13 protein-coding genes and 1 pseudogene are annotated in these 16945 nt (G+C 68.2%); 9 read left to right on the top strand and 5 right to left on the bottom strand.

The genetic code is table 11. From position 1 onward, the window contains the following. Positions 1-62: 62 nt before the first annotated feature. Positions 63-1481 (top strand): peptidoglycan D,D-transpeptidase FtsI family protein, encoded by a 1419-nt coding sequence (locus QM721_RS00530; protein WP_415117900.1) that lies wholly within the window; start codon positions 63-65, stop codon positions 1479-1481. A 58-nt stretch (positions 1482-1539) separates the two neighbouring features. After that, on the top strand, positions 1540-3315 hold the full coding sequence (pknB, locus tag QM721_RS00525) for a Stk1 family PASTA domain-containing Ser/Thr kinase (protein ID WP_415118028.1): 1776 nt from the start codon (positions 1540-1542) through the stop codon (positions 3313-3315). A gap of 3 nt (positions 3316-3318) precedes the next feature. Here the strand turns inward: pknB and QM721_RS00520 are convergent, their stop codons facing one another. Then, complete coding sequence (locus tag QM721_RS00520; protein ID WP_415117898.1) at positions 3319-3951, bottom strand: aminodeoxychorismate/anthranilate synthase component II; 633 nt, start codon at positions 3949-3951, stop codon at positions 3319-3321. A 30-nt stretch (positions 3952-3981) separates the two neighbouring features. Then, positions 3982-4743 carry a DUF881 domain-containing protein gene (locus QM721_RS00515; protein ID WP_415117896.1) on the bottom strand — a complete coding sequence of 254 codons (762 nt, stop codon included), beginning with the start codon at positions 4741-4743 and terminating at the stop codon, positions 3982-3984. Positions 4744-4781: 38 nt separating this feature from the next. Between QM721_RS00515 and QM721_RS00510 the strand changes: the two genes are divergently transcribed. From QM721_RS00510 to QM721_RS00500, 3 genes are all read left to right on the top strand, one after another. Then, positions 4782-5072: a cell division protein CrgA gene (locus QM721_RS00510; protein WP_415117894.1), complete on the top strand. Its 291-nt coding sequence runs from the start codon at positions 4782-4784 to the stop codon at positions 5070-5072. Between the two features lie 247 nt (positions 5073-5319). Then, the gene (locus QM721_RS00505; RefSeq protein ID WP_415117892.1) at positions 5320-7065 is read left to right on the top strand and encodes a PQQ-binding-like beta-propeller repeat protein; all 1746 of its coding nucleotides are present in this window, start codon (positions 5320-5322) and stop codon (positions 7063-7065) included. Between the two features lie 10 nt (positions 7066-7075). Continuing rightward, a complete protein-coding gene (locus QM721_RS00500) occupies positions 7076-8242 on the top strand; it encodes a hypothetical protein (protein WP_415117890.1) in 1167 nt (388 codons plus the stop codon). A 256-nt stretch (positions 8243-8498) separates the two neighbouring features. Here the strand turns inward: QM721_RS00500 and lysS are convergent, their stop codons facing one another. After that, positions 8499-10004, bottom strand: coding sequence for a lysine--tRNA ligase (lysS, locus tag QM721_RS00495; protein WP_415117888.1), 1506 nt, complete (start codon positions 10002-10004; stop codon positions 8499-8501). Positions 10005-10176: 172 nt separating this feature from the next. On the opposite strand from lysS, the gene QM721_RS00490 reads away from it, so the two are divergent. Then, on the top strand, positions 10177-10608 hold the full coding sequence (locus tag QM721_RS00490) for an organic hydroperoxide resistance protein (protein ID WP_415118026.1): 432 nt from the start codon (positions 10177-10179) through the stop codon (positions 10606-10608). Positions 10609-10701: 93 nt separating this feature from the next. On the opposite strand, the gene QM721_RS00485 is transcribed toward QM721_RS00490, so the two are convergent. Continuing rightward, complete coding sequence (locus QM721_RS00485) at positions 10702-12192, bottom strand: ABC-F family ATP-binding cassette domain-containing protein (protein ID WP_415117887.1); 1491 nt, start codon at positions 12190-12192, stop codon at positions 10702-10704. Between the two features lie 148 nt (positions 12193-12340). Then, positions 12341-12472: pseudogene (locus QM721_RS00480) on the bottom strand (ABC transporter ATP-binding protein); the annotation flags it as partial. A 234-nt stretch (positions 12473-12706) separates the two neighbouring features. On the opposite strand from QM721_RS00480, the gene QM721_RS00475 reads away from it, so the two are divergent. From QM721_RS00475 to QM721_RS00465, 3 genes are read left to right on the top strand one after another with little or no spacing between them, the layout of a single operon-like run. Continuing rightward, the gene (locus QM721_RS00475; RefSeq protein WP_415117885.1) at positions 12707-13297 is read left to right on the top strand and encodes a TetR/AcrR family transcriptional regulator; all 591 of its coding nucleotides are present in this window, start codon (positions 12707-12709) and stop codon (positions 13295-13297) included. Further along, the gene (locus QM721_RS00470; RefSeq protein WP_415117883.1) at positions 13291-15027 is read left to right on the top strand and encodes an ABC transporter ATP-binding protein; all 1737 of its coding nucleotides are present in this window, start codon (positions 13291-13293) and stop codon (positions 15025-15027) included. The genes QM721_RS00475 and QM721_RS00470 overlap by 7 nt, the downstream gene beginning before the upstream one ends. Then, on the top strand, positions 15024-16925 hold the full coding sequence (locus QM721_RS00465) for an ABC transporter ATP-binding protein (protein WP_415117881.1): 1902 nt from the start codon (positions 15024-15026) through the stop codon (positions 16923-16925). Before QM721_RS00470 ends, QM721_RS00465 begins: the two co-directional genes overlap by 4 nt. Positions 16926-16945 lie beyond the last annotated feature (20 nt).

Raw genomic sequence — 16945 nt, 5'->3', positions numbered from 1 at the left:
ATCGCCGGCACTCCGGACGCCGAACCGAACCCCGACGACACCGCGCCACAGGGGAGGCTGCCATGAACCGTCCGATTCGCCGGGTGGCGCTGGTGGCGATGCTGATGACGCTGGCGCTGCTGGTCAACGTGTGCGTGAGCTACCTGGTGCGCCAGGAATCGCTCAACGCCAACCCGCAGAACCGCCGGGTCACCGACGCGGCATTCGCCCAAGACCGTGGGGCGATCCTGGTGGGCAACACCGCGATCGCCGAGACGGTGGCCAGCAAGGACCAGTTCAAATTTCAGCGCCGCTACCCCCAAGGCGACCTGTACGCGGGGGTGACGGGCTTCTTCAGCTACAACTACGGGTCGTCCGAACTTGAGCAAAGCTACGGATCGCAACTCTCGGGCAACGACGACTCACAGTTCGTCAACCGGCTGATCGACCTGGCCACGGGCGCCACGCCCAGCGGCGCGAGCGTGCAGACCACCCTCAACGCCAAGGCCCAGCAGGCGGCCGCCGACGCGCTGGGCTCACAGAAGGGCGCCGTGGTCGCGCTCAACCCCAGCACCGGCGCGATCCTGGCCATGGTCACCTCACCCACCTTCGACCCCAACGACCTGGCCACCCACACTCTCACCGACGCCACCGCCGCCTGGAACAAGTTGACCGGCGACACCAAGAACCGTCCGATGGCCAACCGGGCGGTGCGCGAGATCTTTCCCCCGGGTTCGACCTTCAAGGTGATCGTGTCGGCGGCGGCCCTCGAGGCCGGCTACGAACCCGACAGCGTGCTGAACACATCGTCGTACAAGCTGCCCGGCACCACCACCACGATCGGCACCACCTGCGGCGACAGCCAGACCCTGAAACGTGCCCTCGAGCTCAGTTGCAACTCGGCCTTCGCCCGGCTGGGCGTCAAGCTGGGCGCGGACGCCCTGCGCGAACAGGCCGAAAAGTTCGGCTTCGGCACCAAGCCGCTGGCCGACATCACTTCGGTGGCCAGCCGGTTCCCCGACGAGATCGACGTGCCGCAGACCGGCCTGGCCTCGATCGGCGGCTACGACGTGGCCGCGACACCGCTGCAGATGGCGATGGTCGCTGCCGCGGTGCGCAACGACGGCGTCGTGATGCAGCCCTACCTGGTCGAGTCGGTGCGCTCCGACGATCTGCAACTACTCAGCCAGACCCGTCCGTCGCAGCTCAGCCTGGCCACCAGCTCGGCCAATGCCGCCAAGCTGCGCCAGATGATGGTCGGAGTGGTCGAGAACGGCACCGGCTGGCGCGCCCAGGTCTCGGGCGTGACGGTGGGCGGCAAGACCGGAACGGCGAACTCCGACAATGTGCGCACCCCCTACGCCTGGTTCATCGCCTGGGCGGACGACCCAGAAGTGGCGATCTGCGTGTTCGTGCAAGACGCCGAAATGCCCAACACCGACGTCGCGGGCGGACGGGTGGCGGCACCGATCGCCAAGGCCGTGATCGAGGCCCTGCGATGACCCCCGGGTGCCAGGGTCGGCAACAATGGACCCCGACCGACGAGAAGAGGACGCACTGATGGTCGACGAACCGAGGGTGCTCGGGGGGCGCTACGAGTTGGGCAGCCCATTGGGCCGGGGCGGCATGGCCGAGGTGCGCCGCGCCCGCGACACTCGCCTGGGTCGCCAGGTGGCGGTCAAGCTGCTGCGCGTCGACCTGGCCGGCGACCCAACCTTTCAGGCCCGGTTCCGCCGCGAGGCGCAAGCCTCGGCGGGGCTCAACCACCCCAACATCGTCGCCGTCTATGACACCGGCGAAGAGATCGACCCCGCCTCGGGAGTCTCGATTCCCTACATCGTGATGGAGCTGGTCGAGGGCCACACGCTGCGTGAGCTATTGCGCGACGGACGCAAGATTCTACCCGACCGCGCCCTGGAGTTCAGCGCCGGCGTGCTGGACGCCCTGGCCTACTCCCACCGGGCCGGCATCGTGCACCGCGACATCAAACCGGCCAACGTCATGCTGACCAGCGCGGGCCGGGTGAAGGTGATGGACTTCGGCATCGCCCGGGCCGTGGCAGACACCTCGGCAACCATGACCCAGACCGCGGCAGTGATCGGCACCGCCCAGTATCTGTCGCCCGAACAGGCGCGCGGCGAGACCGTCGATTCGCGCAGCGACATCTATTCGGCGGGCTGCCTGCTGTACGAGCTGCTGGTCGGCCAGCCGCCGTTCCGCGGTGACTCACCGGTGTCGGTGGCCTACCAGCACGTCCGCGAGACGCCGGTGCCGCCCAGTCAGCTCGACCCGCTGGTCACCTCGAGCATGGACGCCATCGTGCTCAAGGCTCTGGCCAAGAACCCCGCCGACCGTTACCAGACGGCGTCCGACATGCGCGACGACATCAACCGGCTGCTCGCCGGGCATGCGGTCAAGGCCGCGGCTCCTACCGCACTGCTGGCGGCCTCGGCCGCGGACCCCACCCGGGTGCTGCCGTCCGCCGTCGAACCGTCGCCGGTGAGCGCGGCGTCGGCGCCCGACACCCAGACGATTGCGCAGCGCGCCGTCGAAGAGCCGCGGCGCAAGGGCGCCTGGGTCTGGGGCATCGTGGCGTTCCTGGTGGTGCTCGGCCTCGGCTACGGCACCTTCCTGTTCTTCAATCCGGACGCCCGCACCGAGACCATCGCGGTGCCTGCGGTCACCGATCAGCGCAGCGAGGTTGCCCAGCAGACCCTGCGTGACAACAAGCTCTCGGTCGTGGTGCAGCAGGTGGTCGGTCTCGACGACGGCACGGTCGGCCGGGTGATCAGCCAAGATCCGCTGGCCGGGGTCAAGGTGCCGGTGAACTCGACGGTGACCATTCAGGTGAACATCGGGCCCAAGAAGGCCACCATTCCCAGAGATCTGGTCGGCAAGTCGCTCAGCGACGCCAAATCGGCACTCGAGAAGCTGGGCTTCACCAACGTCACCGCTGAGGTCGACTCGGGCAGCACGGCCACGCCGAACACCGTGCTCAACGTGACGCCGTCCGGGGGCGCCACGGTCACGCTGGACGCCCCGATCACCATCACCTACGCGCCCGGCACCGGCACGGTGCCCAACTTCTACAGTCTGACCAAGGCAGCAGCACAGGCCCAGGCCGACCGCATGGGGTTCGAGGTCACGTTCACCGAAGCCGAGACCACCGAGCAACCGGCCGGGCGGGTGTTCCAGCAGAATCCCGCAGCGGGCGAAGAAATCAAACGCAGCCAGAAGATCAAGCTCACCCTCGCCAAGACACCCCCCACGCCGACGCCGACCCCGACGCACACCGAATCGGCCGAGCCCGATCCCGATCCGACAACCAGCGGGTAGCGTTCAGCGCAGCGACATCAGGGGCGTGAGCCCCTTCGCGCGGGCGGGGGCGGCGGCGTCCCCGCACTCGGCCAGCCAGTTGGCGAGCATCTGGTACCCGCCCTGCGTGAGCACCGACTCGGGGTGAAACTGCACCGATTCGACCGGCAGGCTGCGGTGCCGCACCGCCATGATCACGCCCGACTCGGTCTGCGCCGTCACCGTGAGTTCGTCGGGCACGGTGGCCGGGTCGAGGGCCAGCGAGTGGTAGCGGGTGGTGGTCAGCGGGCTGGGCAGCCCGGCGAACACCCCGGTGCCGTCGTGGAACACCTCGGAGGTCTTGCCGTGCAGCAACTCCGGTGCCCGGTTCACCACTCCCCCGTAGGCCACCGCCATCGATTGCAGCCCCAGGCAGACGCCGAAGATCGGCAGCCGTCCACCGTGGCTCTTCACCACGTCGACGCACACCCCGGCCGCCTCGGGCGTGCCCGGCCCGGGTGAGAGCAGCACGCCGTCGTAGCCGTCGGACCAGTCGTCCTGCCCGAACCGGTCGTCGTCGTTGCGCCACACCTCAACCTCGGCACCCAACTGGGCCAGGTACTGCACCAGGTTGTAGACGAACGAGTCGTAGTTGTCGATCACCAGAATGCGGGCCATGGGTGACATTGTCGCGCATCGGCGCGGTGCTCAGCCGATGCGTCTGGCTTCAATATCGAGACTGCCACGGTAGGCGGGCAGCGTGACGTCGGCCTCACGGCGCTGGCTGAAGCCGAGGCCGTAGGCGTCGACGTACTGCCGGTAGATCTTCATCGCCGGCGAATCGGCCAGCGCCTGCTCCAGCCGGTTCTGGTCGCCGATCGCGACGATCTCGTATGGGGGCGCGTACGGCACCCCGTGCAGCACCACCGAGTTACCCACGCACTTCACCCCGGTGCGCGAGGTGACCCGCTGGCCCTGAATGGTCATCGCCTCGGCGCCGCCCGACCACAGCGCGTTGACCACGGCCTGAATGTCCTGCTGGTGCACCACGAGCAGTTCGGGGCTCACCCCGGCGGGGTGCACGCCGGACGGAGCGTCGTCGATCACCACCGCAACGGCCGGCCCGCGCACCCGGGTCTGGCCGGCTACGGCGGCGGCGTCGGTCATGGTCTGCTCGGGAATGCTGCCGGCGTCGGCCTTGGCCAGGGCGTCGACATCAAAGCGCAGGCCGGCGACCCGCTCGGTCAACTCGGCATTGCGCTTCGACTCGGTGGCGACCAGGCCGACCAGGTCGGTGTTGCGGTTGGGTCGCAGGTCGGTGCCACCGGCATTGATGGCGCTGGTGGCGATCATGAAGCCGGCGAACAGGCAAACCAGCACGCTGACCAGCCGGCGGGTAACCCTGATCTCGGTGGAGCGGCTCGCGGCGCGACGCAGGCGTGACCAGGCCCGCACCCATCGTCGCCTCACATCAGGCAGTGTAGGCAACGACCGGTAGAGTGGTGGTCATGCCGGAGTCCAGAACGCGCAAGCAGGCCGCTGATAAGAAGAAGCAGGCGTCCGCCGAGGCGGCGGCCGAGGCACGCGCAGAGCGCAAACGCCGCGTCGCAGCGCCGGGCAGCCGGCGCTGGGTACCACCGACGTTCATCACCGTCGGCCTACTGGGCGTGCTCTGGCTTGTGGTCTACTACATCGCCGGGCACCTGATCCCGTTCATGAGCGACCTGGGTGGCTGGAACGTGTTGATCGGCATGGGCTGCATGGCGGCCGCCTTCGCCATCGCGACGTTGTGGAAGTGACTGCCGGCTTCGCCCGCTAGCGACGTGCTGATTCTTCGCTGGTCGAGCGTGTCGATACCTCGCTTTTAGTTGCTCTCACTAGGGGTTTCGACAAGCTCAACCAGAGGTGGTTGATTTCATCGAACCCCTTGCCACCGTGACACATCCAGGGTCTCGACGCGCGCAACCAACGGAAAATCAACGCTTCCCTGGCCGACACTCGGCCCGGCCGCGCGAACCTGTCCGAGCTGGCACCTACGGTGTAGTGGTGACCTCCATACGACCTCGACGTCCGGGCCGCCGGCTGCGCTCGTTTGGTGCCGCGGCCCTGGCCATCGCCCTGTCGGTGTCCCTGGCGGCTTGTGCCGGAAGCGACACCATCGTGACCGGCAGCCGCCCCACCCCGGGCCAACCCCCGGGCACCACGCTCACCCGGCGGGCGGCGCTCGCGCTGAGCGCGCTGCCGGGCTACCAGGCACCGCGGGCGCTGGGCGACGCGACGTTCGGACGGGCCTTGCTGGGCGCGTCCGGCGACATCACCTGGACGGTCTACAACTCCCAGAACAACCCGGTGGAGAACGTCGACCGCACACGAAAGGTGGCCTGGGGATCGGGCAGCGAGTACACCGACGTTCCCGGAGTGCTCACCTTTCGCGGCAACAACGCCCGCTCGGCCCCCACCTACGGCACGGCGCAGATCACCGAGAAGAAGCTGTCGATCGAGTGGACCCACGACATCGGGGCGGTCAGCGCCGATGGGTCGTATTTTCCCGGCGCGGGCTGGACCGGCCAGCCGCTGCTGGTGAAGTGGCCCAGCGACACCAAGCAGGCGATGAAGCTGTCTGCCGCGAACGTGGCCGACGACAACTTCGTCGAGGTGATCTACCCGGTGTTCGACGGCTCGGTCTATCGGCTCAGCCTGGCCGACGGGTCAGTGACGCGGCCCAAGATCGAGGGCAAGTGGGGGTTCAAGGGCACCGGCTCGATCGACCCGCGCGGCTACCCGCTGCTGTACGCCGGGCAGGGGCTCAACGAGAACGGCAGCGACAAAGGGCCCTGGAACTACCACATCTTCGATCTGATCAAGAACAAGGAGGTCGCAACGATCAGCGGCACCGACGAGGTGTCGCACCGGCAAGACCCCGTCGGCTGGGGGGCGTTCGACTCTTCGGCGCTGGTCGACCGCAAATCTGACACCCTGATCGAGCCGGGCGAGAACGGCATCGTCTACCAGGCCAAGCTCAACGCCAGTTTCGACGCCAAGGCGGGCACGGTGTCGGTGAACCCCACGCTCACCAAGATGACCTACCGTACGCCGCTCAGCCGGCAGTACGGCATCGAAAGTTCGGCGGCGGCCTGGAAGAACCTGATGTGGGCCACCGACAACGACGGGCTCATGGTGTGCTGGGATGCCCGCACGCTCGAGATCGTCTGGGCGCGCGCGCTGGGCGACAACTCCGACTCCACCCCGGTGCTCGACGACTCCACCGGCCACCCCTACCTCTACACCGGCAACTCCGTGGGCTGGCGCGGGTCGGAGCGCCGCGACCAGGTGGCCAACCTGCGCAAGATCGACGGGCTGACCGGCGACATCGTGTGGCAGTACGACCTGCCCGCCTACTACGACTTTCACGTCAAGGGCGGCCTGCTCTCCACCCCGCTGCTGGGCCAGGGCGAGGTGAGCGATCTGGTGTTCTTCAACGTGGGCAAGACCACCGCACCCTCAGAGGGCACGCTGGTGGCGCTCGACCAGCGCACCGGCCAGGTGGCCTGGTCACGCGATGTCGCGCACTACTCGTGGAGTTCACCGGTGCTGATCCACGGTGCCGACGGTCACGAGTACGGGGTGTTCGGCGACTCGGCCGGGCTGCTGCACCTGTTCGACCCCAACACCGGACGCGACTACACCACGATCTCGCTCGGGGCGAACGTCGAGGCGTCGGTGGCGGCCTACGACAACATGATCGTGGTGGCCAGCTACGACCAGAAGATCTTCGGCATCCGGGTGAGTTGAGGTGAACAGCATGGCTCAAGGCGTCGCCTGCGTTCTGGCACTGGTGGTCACCGCAGGGGTTCTGCTGTGGTCGCAGCGGCGGCCGGGGGATCGTCCGAGCGCCGCGTCGGGCCTGGCCCTGCTGCTCGGTGCGGCGGCCGGCGGGCTCGCCCTGTGGGGGCTGGGGGCCGCCACCAATCTCGTGGTGATCGTGCTGGTGCCGGCACTGCTGCTCGGGCTGGTCGAGGCTCTGCTGAGCGCACGTTCACTGCACTGGTTCTGGCGGCTGGTCGCCCAGGGCGTGGTGATCCTCGGCGTGCTGGCCTTCGAGTGGCGCCGCGGCGACCTGTTCGCCTCGGGTGCAGCGATGGCTGCTGTGGTCGGCGTGCTGGGCTTCAATGTGATCGTCTTCGGGGTGGGCGCCGCGCAACGTTCGGACGCCCCACGGGTGCCGGCCGTTCTCGGATTGCTGGGTGCGGGCTACCTGCTGCTCGTGGCGTTCGGGCTGCCCAACCCGGGCCTGGCCTCGCTGGCCCTGCTGGTCGCGTCCATCACCGTGCCGTTGCTGGTGTTCGTTCCGCCGTCTGGGGTGATCGACCGGGCGCTCGGCCCGGTGCTGGGCGGGTTGGGGTTGGCGCTGGCCTATCTGGCCTGGCTGGGCAACGCCTCGCCCGCCATGGTGGTGGCCCCGCTGCTGCTGGTCGTTGTCGACGTGGTGTACTCGCTGGCCCGCCGGGTGGTGACGGAGTCCGGCCGTTCGTCGCTGGGCGGGGGCGGCTGGTGGAAGGCGATCGACGCCTGGGCGAACCCGTCCGACGACCTGGTGGCGCAACGGTCGTACGCGTCGGGGTCCATAACGGCTTTGCTGTGGCTGGGCGGCGGCACCCTGCTGGTACTCGCCCTGAGCCTGGTTACGTGGTGGGTGGGTGTGCCCTGGCTGGTGGCCCTGGTGGTGCTGATCGTGCCGGCCCTGGGCTGGTTGGTGCTGCAGGCACCGCTGCTCTCGTCGTCGCGTCGGGCGCTGCTGACATCGCTCGGGGTGGTCGCCGGCGTGGCTGTGCTGGGCGTGGTGTTGGCCTGGCGCTCGGACGGCCGGCTGCCGATCGTCGCACTCCCGCTGCTGATGGCCGCCCTGGTCTGGGGTGCGGCCCTGCTCACCCGACGCCAGGAACTACTGCCGGCCAAGGTCACTAGCTGAGGAAGCGCTAATCTTCGCAACCACCGCTGGTTGAGCCTGTCGCAACCCCTTGCCGGGGCGGCATATTCGAAGTCTCGACAAGCTCGACCAGCGAAAAGTCGGCGCTTCCCTAGCCAGAGCGATCCGAGGTCTCGACAAGCTCGACCAACGATTGATCAGCGCTTCGTTGAAAGACCGCGCTGGATCGAGGCCCACCCTGGGCACCCGATCCAGCGCGTTACATGCCGGTCGTTGTCGGGTCAGCGTGGAGTCACGTTCAGCCCTGCGGCTTGAGCAGCGGGAACAAGATCGTCTCGCGAATGCCGGCGCCGGTGAACAGCATGATCGTGCGATCGATGCCCAGCCCCATGCCGCCCATCGGGGGCGCGCCGAACTCGAGCGCGCGCAGAAAGTCCTCGTCGAGCTGCATCGCCTCGGGGTCGCCCGCCGCCGCCTTCAGCGACTGGGCCACCAGCACCTCGCGCTGGATCACCGGGTCGATCAACTCCGAGAAGCCGGTCCCGCGCTCCACACCGGCGATGATCAGGTCCCAGGCCTCGACCAGACGCGGGTCGTCGGGATTATTGCGGGCCAGCGGCTGCGCGATCGCCGGGTAGCCGTTCACGAAGGTGGGCTGCAGCAGCGTGGGTTCGACGATCGCGCCGAACAGTTCCATCACCAGCTTCTGGTCGATCCAGGCCGGGTCGTACTCGATGCCACGGGCCTCGGCGATGGCCCGCAGCCGCTCCAGCGGGGTGTCGGGGGTGATCTGTTCACCCAAAGCGTCCGACAACCCGGGGTAGACCGACAGCCACGCCCACTCGCCGGTGAGCTGCACCTCGCCCAGCGGGGTCTGCACCGACTCGATGCCGAGCGCGGCAGCGGCGTTGACGATCAGGTCGCGAGTCATCGTCGCGATGGTGAACTGGTCACCCCAGGACTGGTATGCCTCGAGCATGGTGAACTCGGCCGAATGCGAACTGTCGATGCCCTCGTTGCGAAAGATCCGTCCCATCTCGTAGACCCGGTCGGCTCCGCCCACCATGGCCCGCTTGAGATACAGCTCGATGGCAATGCGCAGGGTCATCGGAATGTCGAACGCGTTCAGGTGCGTGTTGAACGGACGAGCCGCCGCCCCGCCGTGCACCAACTGCAGAATCGGGGTCTCGACCTCGAGGTAACCCTGCTCGTGCAACGTCTCGCGAATCGACCGGACGATGGTGGCTCGGGTGCGCACCATGTCGCGGGCCTCGGGGCGGGCCACCAGGTCGGCGTAGCGCTGCCGCACCCGGGTCTCTTCGCTGAGGTCCTTGTGCAGCGTCGGCAGCGGGCGCAGCGCCTTCGACGCGATGCGCCACTCGGCGGCCAGCACCGACAGCTCGCCACGGCGCGAGCTGATCACCCGGCCCTTGACGAACACGAAGTCGCCCAGGTCGACGTCGGCCTTCCAATCGGCCAGGCGCTGCTCACCCACCTCGGCCAGCGAGATCATCACCTGCAGCCGGGTGCCCGAATCGGCCGCGGTGAAGCCATCCTGCAGAGTCGCGAAACAGAGCTTGCCGGTGTTGCGAATGAACACCACTCGACCGCTGACGCCCACCACGTCGGACGTCTCGTCGCCCGCAACCAGATGCCCGTACGCCGCATGCAGTTCAGTGGCCGAATGGGTGCGTCCGACGCTGATCGGGTACGGGTCGGTGCCCGCCGCTAGCAGCCGGGCCCGCTTGTCGCGGCGCACCTGAAGCTGTTCGGGCAAGGACGATGCATCGATCGGCGAGGTCACCGGGCGATTCTATCGGCGGCTTCGGCACCAACCTGCCAGCGCTGGGGAAGCGCCGACTTCTCCCTGGTTGAGCGTGTCGAGACCTCGAACGGGGTGCTCTCACTAGGGGTTTCGGCAACGGTAGCCGCATTGATCGGCGTTCCCTAGGCTGCTGCCAATCGAGCAGGAGGGAATTACCGTGAAAGTTCTGTATACCGCCGTCGCCACCGCCACCGGCGAAGGCCGCAACGGCCACGTCCGCAGCTCCGACGGGCTGTTCGAGGCCGACCTGGCCCAACCGCCCGAGCTGGGTGGCGCGGGCGGCAAGACCAACCCCGAGCAGTTGTTCGCCGCCGGATACTCGGCCTGTTTTCTCAACGCATTGAAGCGCATGGCTCGCGAGGCGGAAGCGCCGATCACCGACCCCGCCGTCACCGCCGAGGTAGGCATGGGCCGCAACCCCGAGGGCACCGGCTTTCAGCTCGAGGTGACTCTGGTGATCGAACTGGGTGGCGTCGACCAGCAGACCGCCGAGCTGCTGGCGGCCCGGGCCCACGCGCTGTGCCCCTACTCGAACGCCACCCGTGGCAACATTCCGGTGACGCTGGAGGTTGTCACCGCCTAACTGGTTGAGCTCGTCGAAACCCCTTGCCACAGCGGCGTATCCGAGGTCTCGACAGGCTCGGCCAACCGCGGTTCCTCTGCGAGGTGCACGCGTTCAGGCGCCCGTTTCGGGGCCCGAACGCACCCTCCCTTCGGCGGTGAGACTCCAGGTGATCACCGGCGCCAGGGCGTCCAACAGGGCGCGGTCGTGGGTCACGATCAGCAGGGTGCCGTCGAAGCCCACCAGCGCCTGCTGCAACTGGTCGATGGCGGCCGCGTCGAGGTGATTGGTGGGTTCGTCGAGCACCGCCACGTTGACGCCGCGGCCCTGCAGCACGGCCAGCGCAGCCCGAGTGCGCTCCCCCAGCGACAGGCTGTCGCAGGGCCGTGCGATGTGATCGGGGCCCAGGCCGAATTTGGCCAGCAGGCTGCGGACGGCTGCCCCATCGGTCTGGTTGATCTGCTGCGCCACGGTTTCGAGCAGCCACGACTCCCCGGCAATGCCGTCGCGTTGCTGGTCGAGCACCCCAAGCGACACCCGGGTGCCCCACGAGACCCGCCCCGAATGCAGCGGCCGCTGCCCCAGCAGTGCCTGTAGCAGGGTGGTTTTGCCCGACCCGTTCGGCCCGACCAGCGCCACCCGGTCGCCCCGGGCCACCTGTGCCGTGACCGGCCCGGCCACGAACGCGCCGTTGCGCACCACGACCTCGTCGAGGGTGAGCACCAGCTCGGCCGACGGCGACGCGGCGGCGATGGCGAAGCGAAGCTGCCATTCCTTACGTGGCTGCTCCACCTCGTCTAGCCGTTCGGCCGCGTCACGCACCCGTGCGGCACGCTGGTCCATGCGGCGAGCCCGATCCTCGCGAGCTTTCTTCTCCAGCTTCATCCCGGGGCCGAGCCGGGCCGCCTTGGCCCGCCCCGCGCTCGCCCATTCGGTCTTGCGACGGGCCTGTTCGATGAGCGCGGCACGCGTGTCGGCATACTCGGCATACGCCGCCTGCGCCTGCTCGCGGCCCAACTGCTTGGCCGCACGGTAGTCGCTCCAGCCGCCGGTGAAATGGTTCACCTGTTGCTGGGTCTCGTCGAGTTCGATCACCGAGGTGGCCACCGCGTCGAGAAACGCCCGGTCGTGGGAGGCGACCAGCACCGGTGCACCGGCCGCCCGCACGAAGTCGGCCAGTGCCGCCAGAGCGTCGGCGTCCAGGTTGTTGGTCGGCTCGTCGAGCAGCAGCACGTCGTAGCGGCTGACCAGAATCGACGCCAGTGCCGCCCTTGCGGTTTGACCGCCGGAGAGCGTGCCGAGCGGACGATCGAGGTCGGCGTCCAGGCCGAGTCCGGCCAGTACCCCGGCCAGCCGGACGTCGAGATCGGCGCCGCCCAACGCCAGCCAGGTGGCCAGGGCATGGTCGTAGCGATCGGTGGCCGATTCGGTGGATGACCGATGGCGGGAGGTCGCAGGGTCACGGTCGACACCGGCTGTCAGGCCCGGCGTGCCCGGGGACGGGTGTCGTGTCTCGGTCTGGAATTCCTGCGCGCCGGGCGAGCCGGCGGGGTCGTCGACGAGCGCGGCAGCCGCAGCCTCGAAGGCGTCCTCGGCGGGACCCACCCCGGTGCGGCGCCGGGCGTAGGCGAGGATCGTCTCGTCCGGCGAGGGCGGCTCCTGAGGAAGGTAGCCGAGGGTGGCGTTCCGGCGGTGCGAACCGGACGGTGCCGGCGTCCGGGGCGTGCAAGGCGGCGGCGATTCGCAGCAGCGTGGTCTTGCCGGAGCCGTTCGGGCCGACCAGCGCCGTCACGTCGCCGGGTGCCAGCCGCAGGTCGAGACCCGAGAACAGCGGGCGGGCACCGAAGGACGCGGCGACGCCGGAAAGGAAGAGTGATGCGGGCATGGAGAGACCTCGGTCGATTCGTAGGAGCCGGACAAAAGGTCACTTCCACATACCCCCAGCCTACCAAAGCCCCCCCCCTCTCTCTCCTCCCCCTCTCCCCCCTCCCCCACGTTTCCGGGTTTCGGCGTCCCTTCCGTGGTTCAAACCCGGTCAAAGACGCCGAAGCATGGAAACGTCGAACCTGGGAAGCCCGCAACTTGAATGAGTGAGCACTCACTCAGTAGAGTGGACGGCATGGTCCGCGCTAATCCGATGACGCCCGATGAGCGGCGCCGGGCGCTGATCGAGGCGACCCGGCCGCTGCTGCTGGAGCACGGGCTGAACATCACCACCCGGCAGATCGCCGAATGCGCCGATGTGGCCGAGGGAACGATCTTTCGCGCCTTCGGCACCAAGCAGAACCTGATCGGGGCCGTGGTCGAGGACTGTTTCGCCCCGGATGCGGTGATCGCCGCGATCGGCGACATACCCGGCGATTTCGACCTGGAAGACTCCGTCACCTCAATGGTGAGGATTCTGCGGGCCCGCATTCAGCAGGTGCGTTCGCTGATGGCGGCGATCAGCCCCGGGCAGCCCCACGGCAAGCGACTGGGGCCACCACACCGCGATTTCCACCAGGCCATCGACGAGGCGTTGTCGCGCGCGCTGGCCCGCTTTGACGACCAGCTCACCGTGGGCACCCCCACTGCCTGCTGGGCGATCTCGGCGATGGCCTTCGCGTCCGCGATGCCGCTGGCCGACCACCCCGACGCCGCCGACCCCCGCCGGATCGCCCGGCTCATCGTGCACGGCATCGCCACCGGAACCGAGGACACCCCATGCTGATCCGCATTCTGCGCGACTATCTGCGGCCCTACTACGGGCAGCTCGCACTCGTCGTGCTGCTCCAGTTGGTGGCCAACACCGCCGCGCTCTACCTGCCCACCCTGAACGCCCGGATCGTCGACGACGGCATCGCCACCGGCGACACCGGCCTGATTGCGAGCCTCGGCGCGCTGATGCTGGGCGTCACCGTGATTCAGATGGCGGGCCAGATCGGCGCGGTCTGGTTCGGTGCCCGCTCGGCGATGGCGTTCGGACGCGACCTGCGCGCCGCGATCTTCGGCCGCACCCTGGAGTTCTCGGCCCGCGAGGTGGCCGGGTTCGGCGCCCCCAGCCTGATCACCCGCACCACCAACGACGTGCAGCAGATCCAGCAGTTGGTGATGATGACCTCGTTCATGATCATCGCGGCCCCGATCATGATGATCGGCGGCGTCATCATGGCCTTGCGCGAAGACCCCGGTCTGACCTGGACGATCGCCGTCGCCGTGGTCATTCTCGGCGTCTCGATCGGCGGCATCATCAGCCAGATGATGCCGCTGTTCGCCACGCAGCAGGTGCGCATCGACACCATCAACCGAGTGCTGCGTGAGCAGATCTCAGGTCTGCGGGTGATCCGGGCGTTCACCGCGGAGCCGCGCGAGAGCGAACGCTTCGCGGTGGCCAACGCCGAGCTCACCGACACCGCGACCCGGGTCGGGCGGCGGATGATGACGCTGTTCCCGTTCGTGTTCTTCGTGATGAACGTCTCGACGATCGGCGTCACCTGGTTCGGCGCCTTCCGAGTGGCCGAGGGCGCGCTGCAGACCGGTCAGTTGCTGGCGTTCATTCAGTACCTGACCACAATTCTGATGAGCGTGATGATGGCCACCATGATGCTGATGATCGCTCCCCGCGCGGTGGTCAGCGCCCGCCGCATCGCCGAGGTTCTTCAGACCGACTCGACCGTCGTGCCGCCGGCACAACCGGTGCGGGCCGTCGCCGAACACGGGCACGTGCACATGCAAGAGGTCGAGTTCACCTACCCCGGCGCCCAGCAGCCGGTGCTCACCGGTATCGATCTTGAGGTGCGACCCGGTCGGACCACGGCCATCATCGGCTCCACCGGGGCGGGCAAGAGCACCTTGGTCAATCTGATTCCGCGGCTGTTCGACGCCACCGGCGGGCGAGTGCTCGTCGACGGCGTGGACGTCCGCGACCTCGACCCCGACCTGCTCTGGTCACGCATCGGCCTGGTGCCGCAGAAGCCGTATCTGTTCAGCGGTACGGTCGCCTCCAACCTGCGCTACGGCAAGCCGGACGCCACCGACGATGAACTCTGGGCGGCCCTGCGCACGGCCCAGGCGTCCGACTTCGTCGAGCAGATGCCGGGGCAGTTGGACGCCCCGATCACCCAGGGCGGCAGCAACGTCTCGGGCGGCCAGCGGCAGCGGCTGTCGATCGCCCGAGCCCTGGTGAAGAAGCCCGACATCTACGTATTCGACGACTCGTTCTCGGCCCTCGATGTGGCCACCGACGCCAGGCTGCGGGCCGCACTCGCCAGTGAGACCGCCCAGGCCGGGGTGCTGATCGTGGCCCAGCGGGTGTCGACCATTCGTGAGGCCGAGACCATCGTCGTGCTCGATGACGGCCGCATCGAGGGTGTGGGCACCCACGCCGAGTTGCTCGCAAGCTGCCCCACCTACGCCGAGATCGTCGATTCCCAGTTCAAAGCCGAGGAGGCTGCGGCATGACCGAGCAACAGTCGTCCGGTGCAGCCACCACGCCACGCACGGCGAACGCGCGCTCTGAGCACGCCTCGGTGCAGCGCCGCGGCATGGGGCATGGCCCGATGCAGGGGCTGGGCAACGCTGAGAAGGCGGTCAGCTTCGGCCCGTCCGCCAGACGGCTGCTCGGGATGATGCGCCCGGAACGCAACCTGATCGTGCTCGTAGTGGCGATCTCGGCCCTGGCCACACTGGGCAACGCGATCGGGCCGGTCATTCTGGCCCGCGGCACCGACCTGATCTTCGACGGCGTCAGCGGCGGCGGCATCGACTTCACCGCCCTGGCCGGCGTGATCTGGCAGGCGCTCGGCGTATATGTGGTGGCCGGCGTGGTGCTGTGGTTCGCCAGCTTTCTGATCAACGACATCGTGCAGCGCACCGTGTACCGCATGCGCGACCAGGTGGCTACCAAGCTGCACCGGCTGCCGATCACCTTCTTCGATGGCCAGCCGCGCGGCGAACTGCTCAGCCGGGTGACCAACGACATCGACAACATCGCCCAGTCGCTGCAGCAGACCCTGGCGCAGATGCTGAACAACATCTTCACCGTGATCGGCGTGCTCGCGGTGATGTTCTGGCTCTCGCCGCCGCTCGCGCTGGTGGTGCTGGTCTCGGTGCCACTGACGGTGCTGGTCACCGCCCAGGTGATGAAACGGTCGCAGCGCCGGTTCGCCGACATGTGGCGCTCGACCGGCCAACTGAACGCCGAGGTCGAAGAGGCCTTCACCGGTCACTCGCTGGTCAAGGTTTTCGGACGCCAGCGCGAGGTGGCCGCCCGGTTCGCCGACAAGAACCACGAGATGTTCGAGGCCTCGTTCCGGGCCCAGTTCATCAGCGGCATCATCATGCCCGCCGTGTTCTTCATCGGGAACCTGAGCTACGTGCTGATCGCGGTGATCGGCGGCATCTGGGTCGCGGCCGGCACCATGACGCTCGGCGCTGTGCAGGCCTTCATTCAGTACTCGCGCATGTTCAGCCAGCCGATCACGCAGTTGGCCTCGATGACCAACCTGCTGCAGTCGGGGGTTGCGTCGGCCGAGCGGGTGTTCGAGGTGCTGGACGCCGTCGAGCAGATCGCCGACGGCCCCGGGCACCTGCCCGAGCCGCTACGCGGCCGGGTGGCCTTCGAGCAGGTGTCGTTAAGCTACGACCAGGCGAAACCCTTGATCACCGGCCTTTCGCTGGTGGCCGAGCCGGGGTCGACGGTCGCCATCGTGGGCCCCACCGGAGCCGGAAAAACCACGCTGGTGAACCTGCTGATGAGGTTCTACGAGGTCGACGAGGGCCAGATCACCATCGACGGCGTGAACATCGCCGCCGTGCCCCGCAGCGAGCTGCGCGGCAACATCGGCATGGTGCTGCAGGACGCCTGGCTGTTCGGCGGAACCATTCGCGACAACATCGCCTACGGACGCCCCGACGCCACCGAGGACCAGATCCGGGCCGCCGCCGAGGCCACCTATGTGGACCGCTTCGTGCATTCACTGCCGCAGGGCTACGCCACGGTGATCGACGACGAGGGCAGCAACGTCTCGGCCGGCGAGAAGCAGTTGATCACCATCGCCCGGGCGTTCTTGTCAGACCCGGCGATCCTGATTCTCGACGAGGCGACCAGTTCGGTCGACACCCGCACCGAATTGCTGGTGCAGCAGGCGATGCAGGCGTTGCGCGGCGGACGCACGTCGTTCGTGATCGCCCACCGGTTGTCGACGATTCGTGACGCCGACACCATTTTGGTGATGGAGAACGGCGCGATCGTCGAGCAGGGTTCGCATGACGTTCTGCTGGCCGCGGGCGGCGCCTACCACCGGCTGTACCGGTCGCAGTTCGCCGGCGGGCTGGACGACGACGAGCAGGCCGCCTGAGGTTCATCCGGGCTGGGAAA

The organism is Micropruina sp. (genome assembly GCF_047602085.1).
Classification (GTDB): domain Bacteria; phylum Actinomycetota; class Actinomycetes; order Propionibacteriales; family Propionibacteriaceae; genus Micropruina.
The sequence above is the reverse complement of the archived record's forward strand: the minus strand, read 5'-3'. Positions and strand labels throughout refer to the sequence as shown.

Excerpts from the sequence above, each read along its gene's own strand:
- QM721_RS00510 (WP_415117894.1), top strand. The coding sequence starts at position 4,782 with ATGCCGGAGTCCAGAACGCGCAAGCAGGCCGCTGATAAGAAGAAGCAG.
- QM721_RS00475 (WP_415117885.1), top strand. The coding sequence starts at position 12,707 with ATGGTCCGCGCTAATCCGATGACGCCCGATGAGCGGCGCCGGGCGCTG.
- QM721_RS00520 (WP_415117898.1), bottom strand. The coding sequence starts at position 3,951 with ATGGCCCGCATTCTGGTGATCGACAACTACGACTCGTTCGTCTACAAC.
- QM721_RS00465 (WP_415117881.1), top strand. The coding sequence starts at position 15,024 with ATGACCGAGCAACAGTCGTCCGGTGCAGCCACCACGCCACGCACGGCG.
- QM721_RS00470 (WP_415117883.1), top strand. The coding sequence starts at position 13,291 with ATGCTGATCCGCATTCTGCGCGACTATCTGCGGCCCTACTACGGGCAG.
- pknB (WP_415118028.1), top strand. The coding sequence starts at position 1,540 with ATGGTCGACGAACCGAGGGTGCTCGGGGGGCGCTACGAGTTGGGCAGC.
- QM721_RS00530 (WP_415117900.1), top strand. The coding sequence starts at position 63 with ATGAACCGTCCGATTCGCCGGGTGGCGCTGGTGGCGATGCTGATGACG.
- QM721_RS00500 (WP_415117890.1), top strand. The coding sequence starts at position 7,076 with ATGGCTCAAGGCGTCGCCTGCGTTCTGGCACTGGTGGTCACCGCAGGG.